This is a genomic window from Mammaliicoccus fleurettii, from assembly GCF_002018435.1.
In the GTDB taxonomy this organism is placed as follows: Bacteria; Bacillota; Bacilli; order Staphylococcales; family Staphylococcaceae; genus Mammaliicoccus; species Mammaliicoccus fleurettii.
This window is the reverse complement of the sequence record NZ_MWJM01000001.1, coordinates 283,985-300,482: the sequence shown is the minus strand read 5'-3', so window position 1 is coordinate 300,482 and position 16,498 is coordinate 283,985. Positions and strand designations below refer to the sequence as shown.

At 30.6% G+C, this 16,498-nt stretch carries 16 protein-coding genes; 2 read left to right on the top strand and 14 right to left on the bottom strand.

What is annotated here, in order from left to right:
* Window positions 1-892 precede the first annotated feature (892 nt).
* Entirely contained in the window at window positions 893-1,471 is a 579-nt protein-coding gene (locus tag B2G86_RS01515; protein ID WP_078356370.1) for a GNAT family N-acetyltransferase, read from the bottom strand.
* A 144-nt stretch (window positions 1,472-1,615) separates the two neighbouring features.
* Here B2G86_RS01515 and B2G86_RS01510 point away from each other — a divergent pair, with 144 nt between their 5' ends.
* Window positions 1,616-2,371 (top strand): MerR family transcriptional regulator, encoded by a 756-nt coding sequence (locus tag B2G86_RS01510; protein ID WP_078356369.1) that lies wholly within the window; start codon window positions 1,616-1,618, stop codon window positions 2,369-2,371.
* Between the two features lie 483 nt (window positions 2,372-2,854).
* On the opposite strand, the gene B2G86_RS01505 is transcribed toward B2G86_RS01510, so the two are convergent.
* The 13 genes from B2G86_RS01505 to B2G86_RS01450 all read right to left on the bottom strand — a co-directional run bounded on the left by B2G86_RS01505 (window position 2,855) and on the right by B2G86_RS01450 (window position 14,776).
* Complete coding sequence (locus B2G86_RS01505; RefSeq protein WP_078356368.1) at window positions 2,855-3,046, bottom strand: hypothetical protein; 192 nt, start codon at window positions 3,044-3,046, stop codon at window positions 2,855-2,857.
* A complete protein-coding gene (locus B2G86_RS13275) occupies window positions 3,033-3,176 on the bottom strand; it encodes a hypothetical protein (RefSeq protein WP_158079017.1) in 144 nt (47 codons plus the stop codon). The genes B2G86_RS01505 and B2G86_RS13275 overlap by 14 nt, the downstream gene beginning before the upstream one ends.
* A gap of 301 nt (window positions 3,177-3,477) precedes the next feature.
* Window positions 3,478-4,737: an aminoacyltransferase gene (locus B2G86_RS01500; RefSeq protein ID WP_078356367.1), complete on the bottom strand. Its 1,260-nt coding sequence runs from the start codon at window positions 4,735-4,737 to the stop codon at window positions 3,478-3,480.
* Window positions 4,738-4,768: 31 nt separating this feature from the next.
* Complete coding sequence (locus B2G86_RS01495) at window positions 4,769-6,022, bottom strand: aminoacyltransferase (RefSeq protein WP_078356366.1); 1,254 nt, start codon at window positions 6,020-6,022, stop codon at window positions 4,769-4,771.
* 145 nt (window positions 6,023-6,167) lie between these two features.
* Window positions 6,168-6,827 carry a type 1 glutamine amidotransferase domain-containing protein gene (locus B2G86_RS01490; RefSeq protein WP_078356365.1) on the bottom strand — a complete coding sequence of 220 codons (660 nt, stop codon included), beginning with the start codon at window positions 6,825-6,827 and terminating at the stop codon, window positions 6,168-6,170.
* Window positions 6,828-6,907: 80 nt separating this feature from the next.
* A complete protein-coding gene (gene trpA, locus B2G86_RS01485; protein ID WP_078356364.1) occupies window positions 6,908-7,639 on the bottom strand; it encodes a tryptophan synthase subunit alpha in 732 nt (243 codons plus the stop codon).
* Window positions 7,632-8,852 carry a tryptophan synthase subunit beta gene (gene trpB / locus B2G86_RS01480; RefSeq protein WP_078356363.1) on the bottom strand — a complete coding sequence of 407 codons (1,221 nt, stop codon included), beginning with the start codon at window positions 8,850-8,852 and terminating at the stop codon, window positions 7,632-7,634. The genes trpA and trpB overlap by 8 nt, the downstream gene beginning before the upstream one ends.
* A gap of 5 nt (window positions 8,853-8,857) precedes the next feature.
* Window positions 8,858-9,475, bottom strand: a complete 618-nt coding sequence (locus tag B2G86_RS01475; protein ID WP_078356362.1) for a phosphoribosylanthranilate isomerase — start codon at window positions 9,473-9,475, stop codon at window positions 8,858-8,860.
* Window positions 9,465-10,259 carry an indole-3-glycerol phosphate synthase TrpC gene (trpC, locus tag B2G86_RS01470; RefSeq protein ID WP_078356361.1) on the bottom strand — a complete coding sequence of 265 codons (795 nt, stop codon included), beginning with the start codon at window positions 10,257-10,259 and terminating at the stop codon, window positions 9,465-9,467. The genes B2G86_RS01475 and trpC overlap by 11 nt, the downstream gene beginning before the upstream one ends.
* Window positions 10,243-11,259 (bottom strand): anthranilate phosphoribosyltransferase, encoded by a 1,017-nt coding sequence (gene trpD, locus B2G86_RS01465; protein ID WP_078356360.1) that lies wholly within the window; start codon window positions 11,257-11,259, stop codon window positions 10,243-10,245. The genes trpC and trpD overlap by 17 nt, the downstream gene beginning before the upstream one ends.
* A complete protein-coding gene (locus tag B2G86_RS01460) occupies window positions 11,225-11,821 on the bottom strand; it encodes an anthranilate synthase component II (protein WP_078356359.1) in 597 nt (198 codons plus the stop codon). Before B2G86_RS01460 ends, trpD begins: the two co-directional genes overlap by 35 nt.
* Window positions 11,818-13,221: an anthranilate synthase component I gene (locus B2G86_RS01455; protein WP_078356358.1), complete on the bottom strand. Its 1,404-nt coding sequence runs from the start codon at window positions 13,219-13,221 to the stop codon at window positions 11,818-11,820. The genes B2G86_RS01460 and B2G86_RS01455 overlap by 4 nt, the downstream gene beginning before the upstream one ends.
* Before the next feature lie 508 nt (window positions 13,222-13,729).
* Window positions 13,730-14,776: a M42 family metallopeptidase gene (locus B2G86_RS01450; RefSeq protein WP_078356357.1), complete on the bottom strand. Its 1,047-nt coding sequence runs from the start codon at window positions 14,774-14,776 to the stop codon at window positions 13,730-13,732.
* 113 nt (window positions 14,777-14,889) lie between these two features.
* Here B2G86_RS01450 and B2G86_RS01445 point away from each other — a divergent pair, with 113 nt between their 5' ends.
* Complete coding sequence (locus B2G86_RS01445; RefSeq protein ID WP_078356356.1) at window positions 14,890-15,981, top strand: prephenate dehydrogenase; 1,092 nt, start codon at window positions 14,890-14,892, stop codon at window positions 15,979-15,981.
* Window positions 15,982-16,498 lie beyond the last annotated feature (517 nt).

Below are 16,498 nucleotides of genomic sequence, written 5' to 3'. Positions count from 1 at the left end.
ACTTTCCCTAATTTAGACTCTGCTTTTAGATTAATTGGTGCTGTACTTATGGATATCCAAGAAAATTTTGATAGTTCGAAACGACCTTTTATTACTTAGAATTACTACTAATTTTTTTAAAATTAGTAGAGATTAACAAAATATATCAGCTAAAAACCAAGCATATATATTTTGTTAATACCCTAGAAAAACCAATGGTTGATTACATCTAAAGATATTACACAAAATTATGGACTTGACTAAATATAAGCAAGGTTCAGCGAAATTGCTGATAAGAGTACCAGTATAAGCAGGTTTCAGCGAAATTGCTGTTAAGAGTACCAGTATAAGCAGATTTCAGCAAAATTGCTGATAAGAGTGCCAGGATAAGCAGGTTTTAGTGAAATTGCTGATAAGAGTACCAGTATAAGCAGATTTCAGCAAAATTGCTGTTAAGAGTGCCAGTATCAGCAGGTTTCAGCAAAATTGCTGATAAGAGTGCCAGTATAAGCAGGTTTCAGCAAAATTGCTGATAAGAGTGCCAGTATCAGCAGGTTTCAGCGAAATTGCTGTTAAGAGTAGCAGTATCAGCAGATTTCAGCAAAATTGCTGATAAGAGGTGTGTTATAAGCAGGTTCTACCAAAATTGCTGTTAAGGAGTCCGTTATAAGCACTTTTGAATACAAAAAAGCAGCCTAATGAGAAATCTCATAAGACTGCCATGGTAGGCTTGTATGAACAGTTTATTAAAATTGATTCTTACTCATACTTTTTATAAAAAAACTGATATTTATAACGATTTTGTAGTGCTGACGCCTGAGGGAATAGTATGCGTGAGAGACTACAGGCTCGAGCCATACCCTCTGGCAAATGCACGTACAAAATCGTAAGTTACTATAACAAACAAGCTCCATTATTTAAAATAAACAGGTGTTGTAATTGCATATAATGCTTCGTTAATTAATTTTGATTGATCGGCACTTAAATCTGAATTCTTCAATGTACCTTCACGTTCGAAACTACATCTTTCTATTGTCTCGATACTTTTAACATTTTTAACATCAATATATGCTTCAATTCTAGCAAATTGGTGTGTATCAATTAGATATCGTGTAATATATTGGATTGCTTCAGTCATGTAGCCTTTGCCTTGTCCAGAAACTACAGTCCAATACCCAATTTCACAAGATGGTAATCTCAAATCAATATCTTGTAATACTAATGAGCCAACAAAAGTATTCGTTTCTTTATCAAACATAAAATATCTTAAAAACTGTTTGTTAAAACTCATATCAGTTGTTTTATCGATAAATTCTGTTGCTTTAGCTTTATCAAAGTTATAATTAAAAAATGATACCCATTTTTTTAAAGAATCAGCTGAATTGAGCAATTCATCAGTGATCGTATTTTTATACGCTAATACTTGTTCTCCTGCCATTAGTATTAAGCGTGGTGTTTCTAAAGTTAAATCATATTGAGGTTCTTTGTTCATTTTAAAACTCCTGTCTACCATAATTATCGTATATATACTATAACATGTATTAATCGAACATATTTTCAAAATTTTAAATAATATTAGTTGTTGACTCTTACGTTACGTAAGACTTTATAGTCAATATATGAGGAGGTTAAGTAAATGGAAATGTCAGTTAAAGAATTAGCAAACCTTGTAGGAATAAGTGTGCGCACACTTCACCATTACGATGAAATAAGCTTATTAAATCCATCAAAAATTTCAGAAGCAGGTTATAGATTATATTCTGAAGCTAATTTAGATAGACTACAGCAAATTTTATTTTTCAAAGAGCTTGATTTCCCTCTAAAAAAGATCAAACAAATTCTAGACGATCCATCATTTAATAAACAAGAAGCATTGCAATTGCATAAGAAAATGTTAATGGATAAAAGGAATCACATTGATCAAATGATACAAACTATTAATCAAACAACAAAACATTTTAAAGGAGAAATAAATATGACAAATGAAGAGAAATTTAAAGGGTTCGACTTCAATAAAAATGAATATGAACAAGAGGCACGTGAAAAGTGGGGCGGAAAGACAGTTGATAAAGCAAACGAAAAATTATCAAATATGCCTAAACAAGAAAGATTCGAAAAAGAAAACGAAATGAACAACATATTTAGATCATTAGCTTCCGTTAATAATGAAGAGAAATCACCAGCATCAGAAGAAACACAACAACTTATTCAAGATTGGTATGATTTCTTAAACGATAATATCAATTATGAGTATTCATTAGAAGTATTTAAAGGTTTAGGTGAATTATATATAGCTGACGAACGTTTCACTAAAAATATAAACCAATTTGGTGAAGGATTAGCTCAATATATGCATGAAGCAATTAATATATACGTAGAAAATCATCTATAAGAGAAACACAGCAACTTAAAACGTTATTATGACGATTTGAGTTGCTGTGTTTTATATTGTCTAATCATAATTAAAATAGTATATTTCAAGCTGAACAATTAATACCTGTATTAGCAAACCTTAATATTGATCAAATATATTTAAGTAATACCAAATAGATGTTATTACAGATTCAAGACTCAATGAACGTCAATTAAGCGACATATCGTTAAATAATTGGTTAAATGAGCTTAAATACACATATGAAGACTTTGATTATCGTATACATAATGGCGAATCAAGTTCAGAAGCTCAAAAAAGAATTTTAAGCGTATATGATTCCATTAATCATTCACATAACAGTTTAATCGTTACACAATACTTAACTTCCTATAATATATATTATGTAAACTAAAATGACAATTATAATATTTTACAAGTCACGCCCAAGTAATTCCAATTAACATTCAACTTTCTAATCTCGACTTATTTGAATGTTAGCTTTTAATTATCACTCTCTTTTTTTGATTTTGATTTTAAAACATTAGCAAATAAGCTTATAGAAATAACACCTAAAATTATACTTAAAATAGCAACAATATATATATTAGGATTTGAAGATTGATTATATGTTATTAAACTAATTGCTATTAAGACCAAAAAAGAACTAAACAAAGCTAAACTACTTAGTTTCATAATATGATTCAACCTCCTTATGTAGTAATAATCCTCCGCCTATGGCAGCATCAGCGCCAACTATTACATCTGCTCCCATAGTCCATTCATTATTCAAATTTTTAGTTTGAACTCCTTTGAATTTCAGCATTTAATCATCACTCCTCCTTGTTATAATTTTAGTAGAACGATATTTTTTGTAGATAATATAGATTACTTTAATATTTAATAGTGAATATTACCTATAATTTTATTATAAATGTAAATATATGGTAATAAAAGGAAAGTTTTCAACATTTTCAAATAGTAAAAAAGAGGTATTAGCATGATAATATTTTATTTATTTTATTTACATCATTAACTAGTTATTTTTTAATAATTTTTATATTTAACAGTAAGCATCTATATAATAAATAAAAAACCTGGAACAAATTTGTCCCAGGCACGTTTTGCTATCTTTTAATTTTTGATCTAACTTTTTGTATTGTGTTGTATAAGAAGTATTTCTTTTTATTAATTGGTTTATAGAAGTCTCCAATTAATTCTTCTATTTGCACATTAAATCCACGTTTAAATCGGTAAACACCATAGTCTTCACTATTTTCAGTAAAGTCTCCTGATAGTCCATAGAAGTTATATCTATCAAAACCATTTTCGAAACAATAATTAATCATATGCCAATGCATCATATATGGTCCCATAAAGTGGTTGTATTTTTCACTTGATCCACCTGAGAAGTAATTTATTTCATATGCATTCTCAAAGAATACACCTGCAGCTAAATTCAATACTTCTCCATCAGTTTTGATAAGTTCACTTGTTTCTAGTAATTCTTTTTGTGCGTGATCGATTTGTCTGTCAGTTTCAGCAATTTTCTTAATTTGCTTTTCTGATTTATTTTCTTTTGCCATCATTTGATCGCGTTTTGTTTCTAGTTCGTTTAAGTTTTCTTGTGTTGTTTTGATATATTCATTTAAATCCACATATGCTAAAGGTACAAGTGCTTTAGATCCATATGTATCGATAAAGTTTAAGAAATATTCATCTGTTTTTGAAATAAATCCTGCTCTTTCTTCAGTTTCTCTATATAGTTTGAAGAATATATCAAGTTCATCTCTTTCAAGGAAACGTACTTTAACACCATAATTATGTGCTTTATTAACATTACGTTTACGTTGGCTATCGAACCCTTTTTTAATTTCTGCTAAAGTTTTGTCTTTTAAATTTAATACACCCATCCATCTAACTTGGCTTGATGGGTCATATTTAGTTGTAAAACCATGATGATCATAACCTAAAGATTTAATGAGGTTAATGATTTCATCGTTTGCACCATCTTCTTTAATTTGTTTAATATCTTTATCATAAATATTATAAATCCAATAAGGGTCTACTTTTACGTATAGACATTGGTGTTGTTTTAAATATTTTTCAAGTGCTTTAAAATAATATTCTACTAAATCTAGATTGCTATAATCCATTACTGGTCCACGATTTGAATAATATACATAGCTACCCATTGTAGGTATTTTAGAGAATAAACTTGCAGCAACTACTTGATTATTTTCATCTTTAACCCCTAATAATACAACTTGAAAACCATCATTTTCCCTAGTCTTGATGTTTTCTTTTACTTGGAAGTAGTGACTTTCATATTGACTGTCTGATACGAAATCATCATATTCAGTAACCGTTAATTCTGTAAATTTCATATTATCTAAATTCCTCTCTTACTGAAAATCATTATTTTTTTAAAACTTTTTTTATTGTTGTATATGCTTTGTACGTTGGTTTATTAATTGGTTTAACAAAATCTCCAATGTATTCATAAACATCTGCATTATAACCTTTTTTAAATTTAATAACTCCCACATCTGGTGCATCTTCAGAAAAGTCACCACTAATACCATAGAAATTGTAACGATTAATATTATTGTCTAATGCGTATTTAATCATTTCCCATTGTATAGCATAACTTCCCGCAAAATGACGGTATTCATTAGATGAACCGCCTGCATAATATACTACTTCAAATGGATTTATAATGAAGAAACCTGCAGCTATCGGTAATGTATCACCATGTTCTTTTCTTAGTTGTAGTGCTTCTTCAAGTTTAGTTTCATTTGCTTCCCTTTGTTGTTTAAGGTTGTCGATTTTATTAATTGTTTTTTGATTATCTGGCTTTTTCTCTAATTCTTTTTCTGCTTTAGAGATATCTTTATTATATTGTTCATGTTCTTTTTCTAGTTGTGGAATATAAGTTTCGAAATCAATATATGCTAAAGGTATTTTAACGTTTTCAAAGTATTTTAACCTATTGTAATAAAAGTCGTCCCCACGGTCGTTAAAATCTTTTTTCTCAGTTGTATCTTCCATAAACTGACGGAAAATAGGCATTTCCTCTTTTGATAAGAAGCGTACTTTAACACCATTTTTTTGAACTTTCTTAGTATTACGCTTTCTTAAACTGTCCATATTCTTAATAAGTGTTTTTTCATCCATGTCTTCTAAATCAAGTACTGAATGCCATCTAATTTGGTGGATTGGGTGGAAACCGGTTGTGAATCCTTGATGTTCATAGCCCAATGATTCAAATTGTTCTATTAAACCATCACGATTAAATGATTTTTTGATATTACCATCATGGTCTCTTAATTGATACGGTAAATAAGGATCAATTCTAAAGAATAAACCTTTATTATTTTTTAAATAAGGAACAATTTCTTTGAAGAAAAAGTCTACAAGTTCTTTATTATCGTAATCCATTACTGGACCTCTGTTTGAGTAGAAGTAATTAAATTTTTTCATGACTGGAACACTTGTTAATAGACAAGCTGCTTGTACTTCGCCCTCGTCATCTTTAACACCCACTAAATGTGTTGAAGTGCCTTCTGATGTTTTTAATTCATAGTTACCTACAGTTTGTGTGAAATGCGCATATGGCATTTTATTTGTAAAAGCTTCAAATTCACCAGTTGTTAAATTTGTAAATTTCATGTATACAATACTCCCAATCTCTTATTTATGTATTTGTTACAATTATACAATATTTTTTCTTTATTCTAAAACAATACTCATTACTATATCATTATTTCATAAAGAAAAACCTACCAAATGGCAGGTTTTTCCCTTTTAATTCTCATTATTTTAATACATTTACAAATTTTTCTGCTACTTCTTGACTTGAATTTGGATTTTGACCAGTAACAAATTTACCATCTGCAACTGTATGAGAATCAAAGTCAGAGCCTTTAACAAATCTTGCACCTTGCTTCTCTAATTGTGTTTGAAGTAAGAATGGTACATCTTGATCAAGATTCATTGCTTTTTCTTCGCTATCTGTAAATGCTGTTAATTTAACGTCATTAACTAAAAAGTTTCCATTAGGAAGTTTTGCACCCACAAAGGCGCTAGGACCATGGCAAACAGCACCAATTACTTTATCGTTATTTTTGTAATAAGCTAACATATTTTCTAAATCTTTATTATTAGGAAAATCGAACACAGTACCATGTCCACCAGGTAAGAATATACCTTCATAATTTTCGAAAACGATATCTTTTATGCTATTTGTTTGTTGTAATTTTTCTAATACATCATGATATTCTTTTGTTTCATTATTTTGTGTTGAATTAGGATCAATTGGTACAGTACCACCTTTTACAGATGCAATGTCAACTTCTAATCCATTTTTAATGAATACTTTGTAAGGAATTGCTGCTTCTTCTAGCCATAACCCAGTAGGTTTACCATCTTTAAATTGAGATTCATTTGTAACAACTATGAGTACTTTTTTGCTCATTAGAAACACTCCTTTTCATTTGTTACTGTCGATTATACATGATGTAAGTTTCTTTTTCTTCCAAGAAGGGTTTTGTTTATTTAATCTTTATCTAATGCAGTTCTAATAGATTTTAAATAATCTATTGTTTGTTGTTTAGAATCATTTTCTAAACGTTTAACTATTTCACTGCCAATAACTACACCATCACTAAATGATTTTATTTCTTTTACATGATTTACTGTTTTGATACCAAAGCCGCAAACCACTGGAACATTGGCATGTTGTTGAATAAATTGAATTTTGTCTTTTAATCCTACATGGAATCCTCTACCATCGCCAGTTGTTGCATTCATTGTTACTGTATAAATAAATCCTTCTGCATGTTCTGCAATTTTTTTAATTCTTTCATCACTAGATGTCATCGCAATTAAAGAAATTAATTTAATATTTTTATGTTGTAACTTTTCTTTAAAACGTTCACCTAATTCAAATGGTAAATCCGGAATAATTAATCCAAATACATTTGCTTCAGCTATTCTTTCAATAAATTGTTCAACACCATATGAATCAATCAAATTGTAGTATGTCATAAATAAATAAGGTGTTTGTATATTATTTTTATGTTGAATTAATTGATCAATAATTTTATTTACCGTCATGCCTTGTTTAATAGCTTCTTGACCTGCTTTCATAATTGTAGGTCCATCAGCAACTGGATCAGAGAAAGGTAAGCCGATTTCAATATAGTCTGCACCATTTTCATCCATTAATTTAACTGAATCTATAAAATTTTCATTACCCATTATGTAAGGGATAAATAATTTATTCATTTTGATTCCCCTCCTCACCTTGCATATATTTTCTAATTGTTTCCATATCTTTATCACCTCGACCAGAAACAGTTACAACGATAATTTCATCTTCATTCATAGTTGGTGCTAATTTTTCAACATAACTTAAAGCATGTGCGCTCTCTATTGCAGGTATAATACCTTCTAATTGTGTAAATTTAATTAATGCGTCCATCGCTTCTTTATCACTTGCATTCGGATATTGTACGCGACCAATATTATTATAATAACTATGTTCCGGTCCTACTCCAGGATAATCTAGCCCTGCTGAAATAGAATGAGCAAGTTCAATTTGTCCATTATCATCTTGAATTAAGTACATTCTAGAACCGTGTAATACCCCTGGTTTACCTTTATTAATAGCAAGGGCGTGCTTAGTAGTGTCTACACCTTCACCAGCAGCTTCTACACCATACAATTTAACTGTTTCATCATTAATAAATGGATAAAATGTACCAATAGCATTTGAACCGCCACCAATACATGCAACAACTGCATCCGGTAGTCGATTTTCTTTTTCTAAAATTTGGGTTTTAATTTCTTTCCCTATTACACTTTGTAAATCTCTTACAATTGTTGGAAATGGATGTGGACCAAGTGCAGAACCTAATAAGTAATGTGTATCATCAACATTTGACACCCAATATTGCAGTGCTTTATTTACAGCATCAGAAAGTGTACCTTGACCATCTGTTACAGGAACAACTTTAGCCCCTAATAACTCCATTCTAAATACGTTTAATGCTTGTCTTTCAATATCTTCTTCACCCATAAATACAATGAGTTCCATATCAAATAATGCCGCAATTGTTGCACTTGCTACACCATGTTGACCTGCACCTGTTTCAGCAACAAGTTTACGTTTCCCCATCTTTTGAGCAATTAAAGCTTGCCCTAATGCATTATTTATTTTATGAGCACCAGTATGGTTTAAATCTTCACGTTTTAAATATATTTTAGCGCCACCGAGTTCTTCAGTATAACGTTTAGCATATGTTAAAGGTGTTTCTCTACCAACATAGTCTTTTAAATAAGCATTCAATGTTTTATGAAATTCTGGGTCATTTTTTAACTTTTGATACGTATCATTTAATTCTTGAACAGCAGGCATTAATGTTTCAGGAACATATTGTCCTCCAAATTCACCAAAGAAACCTAATTCATCTGCTTCTAATTGTATATTGCTATCCATAACTATCATCCCTTTACATAAGTTAGTAATGCTTTTATTTTGTCTGAATCTTTTTTACCATTTGTTTCAATACCACTTGATATATCATAACCAGCGTTATTTAAATTCAATAATTCTATTTGTTTAATTTTTTCTTTGTTGATACCACCTGCTATTAAAAATGGTGTATCTTTTATTTCATTTAATAAAGACCAGTCATAAGAAATACCCGTTCCTCCATAATTTTGAGATGGCGTATCAATCAACAACAAATCGACATCATTTTGAAATGTTTTAATTTTATTTTCTAATTCCTCATTGGCTGGTAAAGCTTTATAAATTTTAATTTGAGGATATTTTGCTTTTACAGTTTTAATAAAATCAAGTGACTCATCACCATGAAATTGGATCGTATTAATAGAAGTATTTACCACTAACTTTTCAATTTCTTGTAATGATAAATTCACTACCACTGCAACTATGTCTATAAAATCAGGTATATCTTTGCTTAGCATTTCAATTTCTTCTACAGTTACGTAACGTTTACTTTTTGGATAAGTAATAAATCCAATAGCATTTACATTATTTTTTACTGCTGTTGCAATAGAACCCTTATCTTGGAATCCACAACATTTAATAAACATGTTGATCACCTTGCTTTTGTAATCGTAAACTTGGTAGAAATTCATCTAAGTTTGGGTGTTTCATTAAGGATTCTCCAATAAGTGCACCATCAATACCACTATCAATAATACTTTCAACATCTTCTATAGTACGTATACCACTTTCTGAAATGTATTTGACATTAGGTTTAATTGTTGTCAATATTTCATTCGTATGTTTAACATCTGTAACAAATCTTTTTAAGTCTCTATTATTCACACCGATTAATTCAGCATTAATTTCATGTGCTATTTCAAGTTCTGCTTTGTCATGGACTTCGACGAGAACTTCTAAACCTTTACTTGTTGCATAATCATATAAATTTTTCAGCTCTGCTTTCGATAATATATTAACAATCAATAATACGATAGAAGCACCAGCGTGTTTTGCTAAATCAATTTGAATTTTATCAATTATAAAATCTTTACATAATATTGGTAGTGTTGTTTTTGTAGTCAAACTTTGTAGTCTTTCATAACTACCATCAAAATATTTTTCATCAGTTAAAATAGATATTGCAGATGCACCATATTGTTCATATAGTTTAATTTGAGTTGCCATATCTCGTTTAGGAATGTCTGATACAGTTGGACTTTTTGCTTTTAATTCAGCTATGATATTTAACCGATCATCATTATTTATACGACTTATAAATGAAGTTTTATGCTGAACATCTACTTTTTCTAATGTTTCTAATTTTTGTTCATAATAGTTGTCATCAAGTAAACCTTTTTTATATTCTACGATTTCATCCAATATTGTCATATACTTTTCCTCCTACAGATTCTAAAATATTCAATGCTAACTTTTCATCTATTATTTCTTCTGCTAACTTGACACCATTCTGTATAGAATTAACTTTGCCACCAACATATAATGCAAGTGCTGCATTTAATACAACAACATCTCTTTTCGGACCTTGATCATTACCAGTCAGAATGTTTAATGTAATTTCTTTATTGTCTTCAGGTGTACCACCTTTTAATTCTTGATTGTTTGCTGTTTGAAGACCATAATCTTTCGCATTGACTTTATAATGTATAATGCCTTTTTCTTGTGAAATTTCATAAATAGTATTGTCACCAGAAAGCGTTGCTTCATCCATTCTGCCTGCTCCATGTACGACTATCGCACGTTTACGACCTAACTTATATAATGCTTCAGCTATGATATCAAGCTTAGTATCATCATAAACACCCATTACTTGATAATCTAATTTATAAGGATGTATCATCGGTCCTAGTAAATTAAATGTAGTTGGAGTTGGTATTGACTTTCTAACTGGTTGAACAATTTTCATAATAGGGTATGTTTCTGTAGCACTTAAAAATGCTAAGTTTGTTTCGTTCACTCTACTAGTTGCTTCACTAATTGGTGTTGTATGAATATTTAAAGCGGATAAAATATCAATACTTCCCGTTTTAGACGTAATACTTTTATTTCCGTGTTTCAAAACTTTCAACCCAGCTGCTGCAACTACAAATGAAGCGGTAGTTGAAATATTAAAGCTTCCTGAATGATCTCCTCCAGTACCACATACACAAATACTATCTTTTATATATGGTCTTTGTTGATATGTTGTTTCTATTAAACTTTGAGTTAAATTAGAAAGTTCATCAGATGTTTCGCCTTTCATACTTAAAGCGACTAAATGTGCAACTTTTAATGAAACGTCTGCCTGTTCATTCATCATAAGTTCTACGAAAGCCTTCATTTCATTTTGTGATAAATTACGATATTGAATAAGTTGTTTGAGCGTATCCATTGTTTGCACCTTCCTTTGTAGTATTTACAAATGCTTTTATAATTTCATTACCATATTCCGAAGCAAAAGACTCTGGGTGATATTGTATACCGAAATGTGGTCTTGTTATATGTTCAAATGATTGAATTGCGTCAATTGTTCGTCCTGTGACTTTTAAACATTTTGGAAATGTCGATTCATCACTTATTAAAGAGTGATATCTCATAATATTAAAATTTTGGTTACATTCTTTATACAGTACTGATTGCTCTAATAAGTTAATTTGATCAACTTTTCCGTGTTTAACTTCTTTACCTACTATTACTTTGCCACCGTAGTATGTAGTAAGTGCTTGTGCACCTAAACATATGCCTAAAATAGGTTTATCACTATAAGCATCGATTATTTTTCTTAATTCATCCGTATCATCAGGATGTCCTGGACCTGGAGATATTACTAAACCATCAATTTTCAAATCTAATGGTGTTTCATCAGGGTGGTGAATAACAACTTCATCAAATTGTTCAATCAAGTCTACTAAGTTATAAGTGAATGAATCATAATTATCGATTACTAGTATCATGGTGTTACCTCCAATAAGCTTTTAGCTTTAATCATTGTTTCTTTTAATTCTTTTTTTGGATCTGAATCATAAACAACACCGCATCCAGCTTCAACATTTACATATTCTTTATCAACAACCATCGTTCTTATCGTCAATGCGAAGTCTAAATCATGATTGCAATTAATGTATCCAACTCCACCAGCATAAATACCACGTTTTTGTTTTCTACTCTCATATATTCTAGTGATTGCTCTTGTTTTTGGTGCACCGGATACAGTTCCAGCAGGTAATAAAGCTGTTATCATTTGAAGCGGCGTTACTTCTGGTTTGATTTTTCCTTCAACAATCGTAACGATGTGCATCACATGTTCAAATCTTTCAATAGTCATCAGCTTCGGCATGAATACTGAACCTGTTTGAGCAATGATATTTAAATCGTTCCTTCCTAAATCAACTAGCATACGATGTTCAGCCAATTCCTTTTCATCTGTTAATAATGCAATTTCATTTTGTTTGTCATCTTCTTCCGTTTGACCTCGCTTATTCGTACCTGCTATTGGATTTGTTGTAATCACTTCGCCTTGTTTTTTTATAAAGCTTTCAGGAGAAGAACCAATAATTGTTCTATCTTCATCATCTACGTAGTACATATAAGGACTTGGGTTTTGTCTTTTTAAATTTTTATAAATTTGAAGTTTTAAATTTTCTCTATTGTTATCATCAAAATAATGTTTGTACTTATATATTCTTGAAGGCACTACTTGAAACATGTCGCCTTTACTAATTAATGATTTGTAATATTCTACTTCTTTAATAAAATCTTCTTCCGTAATATTTGTTTCTAACTCACCTCTTAATGGGTGTTTCATTTTATTTTGGAAAAGTGAAACATTTTTTAATTCATCTGTCATATGCTCAAGTTCTTTATCCATATCTTCTTCATTTTTATTGCTGAATAAATTAGAAGTAATAATGAACAGTTCTTCTTTAAAATGATCAAAAATGTAAACAGATTCAACTAAATTAAATGATACATCTGGAATATCTGACTTCACTTCTAATTGTTGTAATAATTTATTTTGATATCTCACTAAATCGAAACTACAATATCCAATCATTCCTGAAATAAAAGGTAAATGTTTAAGTTCTTCTGGTATTTCTTCATGTTTCATATCGTTTATAAAAGTTTCTAACGAGTCATATGGCGTATCTCTGTAAATTTGTACTTCATTATTTAATAGCACTTGGAAGTGTGTATCGTATAAATTAACTTTACCAATTGCATCAAAGGCTACAATTGAAAATCGACCTTTCATTTGATCTGTACTAGCACTTTCAAGAATCATTTTCTTGTTTTTTATTTGCCCTAACGTTTCTGGGGTAATATCAGCATTTAATTTTTTAAATTTTATATTCATGATTATCCTCCTTAATTAAAAAAACCGCGCATAAACATCCTAAATTAACAGGACGCTTATGCGCGGTACCACCTTGATTAATAAGTTTATAACTTATTCACTCATTAGTTATTTAATTTTCACTACATGATCCCCATTTCAAATTTAAAGTGTGTTAGTTCTCATCAACCACTAACTTTCTATTTGCTACTTACTTTAAATTTTACTCATGATCACTGAAATTTATATACAAAAAGACACCACAGTATACGCAATCTGTAAGGACGCGTTACCGTGGTGCCACCTTAGTTAACATTTAAAAATTATGTTCACTTTAAAAATCATTCAATTTAAAATTTGAAAGCCCAATTCTCTCATTGTGGATAGTGCTAATTTACATCAAACATTAGCTTTCTTTTTGCTACTATCATCACGAGATACTTATCTTTCAAATCCCGAATAACTTCTTCGGATTAATTAAATATCACTATACGAGATTATATTTTAAAAGTCAACCTATAAAATTTAATTAACTGTTAATATTGGATAAACAATAAGCTCTTAAAAGCTTTTCACTTTCTAAAATTGAATCTTCATGTGTACGTTCTAATGCATGTGATGATTCGATACCTGCACCAAATAAACCGTGTCTAATATCTGCGCCAGCGCTTAATGCTGCAGAAGCATCTGAAGCATAATAAGGATAAATATCTAATTTATAATTAATATCATTTTCTTTACATAATTCAACAAAATGATTTCTTAAACCAACATGATATGGTCCAGAACCATCTTTTACGCAAATTGAAACAGTATATTCATCGGATGCCTGTCCATCACCAAGTGCTCCCATATCAAAAGCAATGAATTCAACGACCTTCTCAGAAATATTAGAATTTGCACCATATCCAATTTCCTCATTATTAGAAATATAGAATTTAGTAGTATGAGGCAATTCAACATTTTCTTCTTTAAGATATTTTAAAAATTGTAAAATCATAGCAACACTAGCTTTATCATCTAAGTGACGAGATTTTACAAACCCTGATTCAGTATGTATAAACCTCGGATCAAAACTTACTGCATCTCCAATTTCAATTCCTAACGCTCTAGTATCTTCAGGATTAAATGTTTTCTCGTCTATTCTGACTTCCATATGCTCAGCATCTCTAGGAATTTTTGAAGTATTTTTATAAACATGGACACTTGTTTCATGTAAACAAATTGTCCCAGTAATTTCTTTACCACTTTGAGTAGTTACTGTACAATATTCCCCTTCAATCGCATTCCAACTAAATCCCCCAATTAGATCTAGTTGTAATCTACCATCTTCTTTAATATCTTTAACGATTGCGCCAAGTGTATCTACATGTGCAGTAATAAGTCGTTGTTGATCATCATTTTTACCGGGAACTTCAATTAATAGTCCACCTTTATGTGTTACACTCGTATCATAATTTAATGATTCGGCAATTTTTTTACAATATTCAATTGCAGGATCAGCAAATCCAGATGGACTATTAATTTGAACAAGCTCTTTTATAGTTTCCACTGTTTCATTTACATTAATTGTCATTGTACCACTCCTTTTGCATTTATTTTCATTCTATACTTTTTAAAAAATAAAGCAATAACACTTGATTTCATACACTAACTTACTTTAAACTATTAAAGTATTGGAGGGATTTTATGCAACGCATATTTATAGTAGGACTAGGCTTAATCGGGGGAAGTTTAATTCAAAATATTAAATTTCATCACCCTAATATACATATAACCGGTTACGATTATTTTGAAAAATATTCGGATATCGCATTATCAATGAAAATAATCGATGAAATAGCAATCGATTTTGATTCTAGTGCAAGTGAAGCAGATTTAATTATTCTAGCTACTCCGGTACAACAATCAATTGAATACGGTAAAAGATTATTAGAAATTAATACGAAACCTGGTTTAATTGTTACGGATACAGGCAGCACTAAATTAGGATTAAGTTCATTAGAATCAAAATTACTAAAGAAAGATATCCATTTAATTGGCGGTCATCCAATGGCTGGTAGTCATAAATCTGGGGTAATTAATTCTAAAAAACATTTATTCGAAAATGCCTATTATGTGTTAATTTATGATGAAGACGAAAACGAAGCTGCTTATAGTGAAGTGAAAAATTTATTTGAACCCACTAAAGCAAAATTTATCAAAATGTCGGCAAAAGAACACGATTATGTAACTGGTGTAGTCAGTCATTTCCCTCATGTAATAGCTTCAAGTTTAATTCATATGAACGAAGAAAATACACAAGTTTCTGAATATGTAAAAACATTAGCAGCAGGTGGTTTTCGTGATATCACACGTATAGCAAGTAGTAATGCTGATATGTGGCGAGACATCACTTTAGAAAATAAAAAGCATCTCGTAACTTTAATGGAAAATTGGATAGAACAAATGGAACAAACAAAAGAATTGATTCAAGAAGGTAATCCAGCATTAATTCACGACTTTTATCAATCAGCGAAAACATATAGAGACCAATTACCAATAAAAGAACAAGGTGCACTAACATCCACATTTGATTTGTATGTAGATATCCCCGATAAACCAGGTATGATCAGCGAAGTCACAAGAATATTAGGACAAAGTCATATCTCAATAACAAATATTAGAATACTAGAAGTACGCGAAGATATAATGGGTGCTTTAAGATTAAGTTTTAAATCAAGTAATGATAGAGACCGAGCAATTGAAGCATTGAATACCTTTGACACTTACACATTGTAAAAGTTGCTAAAAAAAAATGAAAAGTGAATTTAGATATGCTTGCTCACACTTCTTTCGACTTGTGTGAATATGGCTGCCCTTGATTACACTTCTTCCGACTTGTGTGAATATGGATAGCCTTGCTTACACTTCTTCCGACTTGTGTGAATATGGCTGCCCTTGTTTACACTTCTCCCGACTTGTGTGAATATGGATAGCCTTAGTTACACTTCTCTCGACTTGTGTGAATATGGATAGCCTTGCTTACACTTCTTCCGACTCGTGTGAATATGGATAGCCTTGCTTACACTTCTGCCGACTTGTGTGAATATGGATAGCCTTGCTTACACTTCTTCCGACTTGTGTGAATATAGCTGCCCTTGCTTACACTTCTTCCGACTTGTGTGAATATGGATAGCCTTGCTTACACTTCTACCAACTTGTGTGAATATAGCTGCCCTTGTTTACACTTCTGCCGACTTGTGTGAATATAGGTGTCCTTAGACACAATTCTTATAAAAAAAGACCTGATCCTATA

Coding starts and splice junctions, on each gene's coding strand:
- B2G86_RS01515 (WP_078356370.1), bottom strand. CDS start 1,471: ATGAACAAAGAACCTCAATATGATTTAACTTTAGAAACACCACGCTTA.
- B2G86_RS01510 (WP_078356369.1), top strand. CDS start 1,616: ATGGAAATGTCAGTTAAAGAATTAGCAAACCTTGTAGGAATAAGTGTG.
- B2G86_RS01505 (WP_078356368.1), bottom strand. CDS start 3,046: ATGAAACTAAGTAGTTTAGCTTTGTTTAGTTCTTTTTTGGTCTTAATA.
- B2G86_RS13275 (WP_158079017.1), bottom strand. CDS start 3,176: ATGCTGAAATTCAAAGGAGTTCAAACTAAAAATTTGAATAATGAATGG.
- B2G86_RS01500 (WP_078356367.1), bottom strand. CDS start 4,737: ATGAAATTTACAGAATTAACGGTTACTGAATATGATGATTTCGTATCA.
- B2G86_RS01495 (WP_078356366.1), bottom strand. CDS start 6,022: ATGAAATTTACAAATTTAACAACTGGTGAATTTGAAGCTTTTACAAAT.
- B2G86_RS01490 (WP_078356365.1), bottom strand. CDS start 6,827: ATGAGCAAAAAAGTACTCATAGTTGTTACAAATGAATCTCAATTTAAA.
- trpA (WP_078356364.1), bottom strand. CDS start 7,639: ATGAATAAATTATTTATCCCTTACATAATGGGTAATGAAAATTTTATA.
- trpB (WP_078356363.1), bottom strand. CDS start 8,852: ATGGATAGCAATATACAATTAGAAGCAGATGAATTAGGTTTCTTTGGT.
- B2G86_RS01475 (WP_078356362.1), bottom strand. CDS start 9,475: ATGTTTATTAAATGTTGTGGATTCCAAGATAAGGGTTCTATTGCAACA.
- trpC (WP_078356361.1), bottom strand. CDS start 10,259: ATGACAATATTGGATGAAATCGTAGAATATAAAAAAGGTTTACTTGAT.
- trpD (WP_078356360.1), bottom strand. CDS start 11,259: ATGGATACGCTCAAACAACTTATTCAATATCGTAATTTATCACAAAAT.
- B2G86_RS01460 (WP_078356359.1), bottom strand. CDS start 11,821: ATGATACTAGTAATCGATAATTATGATTCATTCACTTATAACTTAGTA.
- B2G86_RS01455 (WP_078356358.1), bottom strand. CDS start 13,221: ATGAATATAAAATTTAAAAAATTAAATGCTGATATTACCCCAGAAACG.
- B2G86_RS01450 (WP_078356357.1), bottom strand. CDS start 14,776: ATGACAATTAATGTAAATGAAACAGTGGAAACTATAAAAGAGCTTGTT.
- B2G86_RS01445 (WP_078356356.1), top strand. CDS start 14,890: ATGCAACGCATATTTATAGTAGGACTAGGCTTAATCGGGGGAAGTTTA.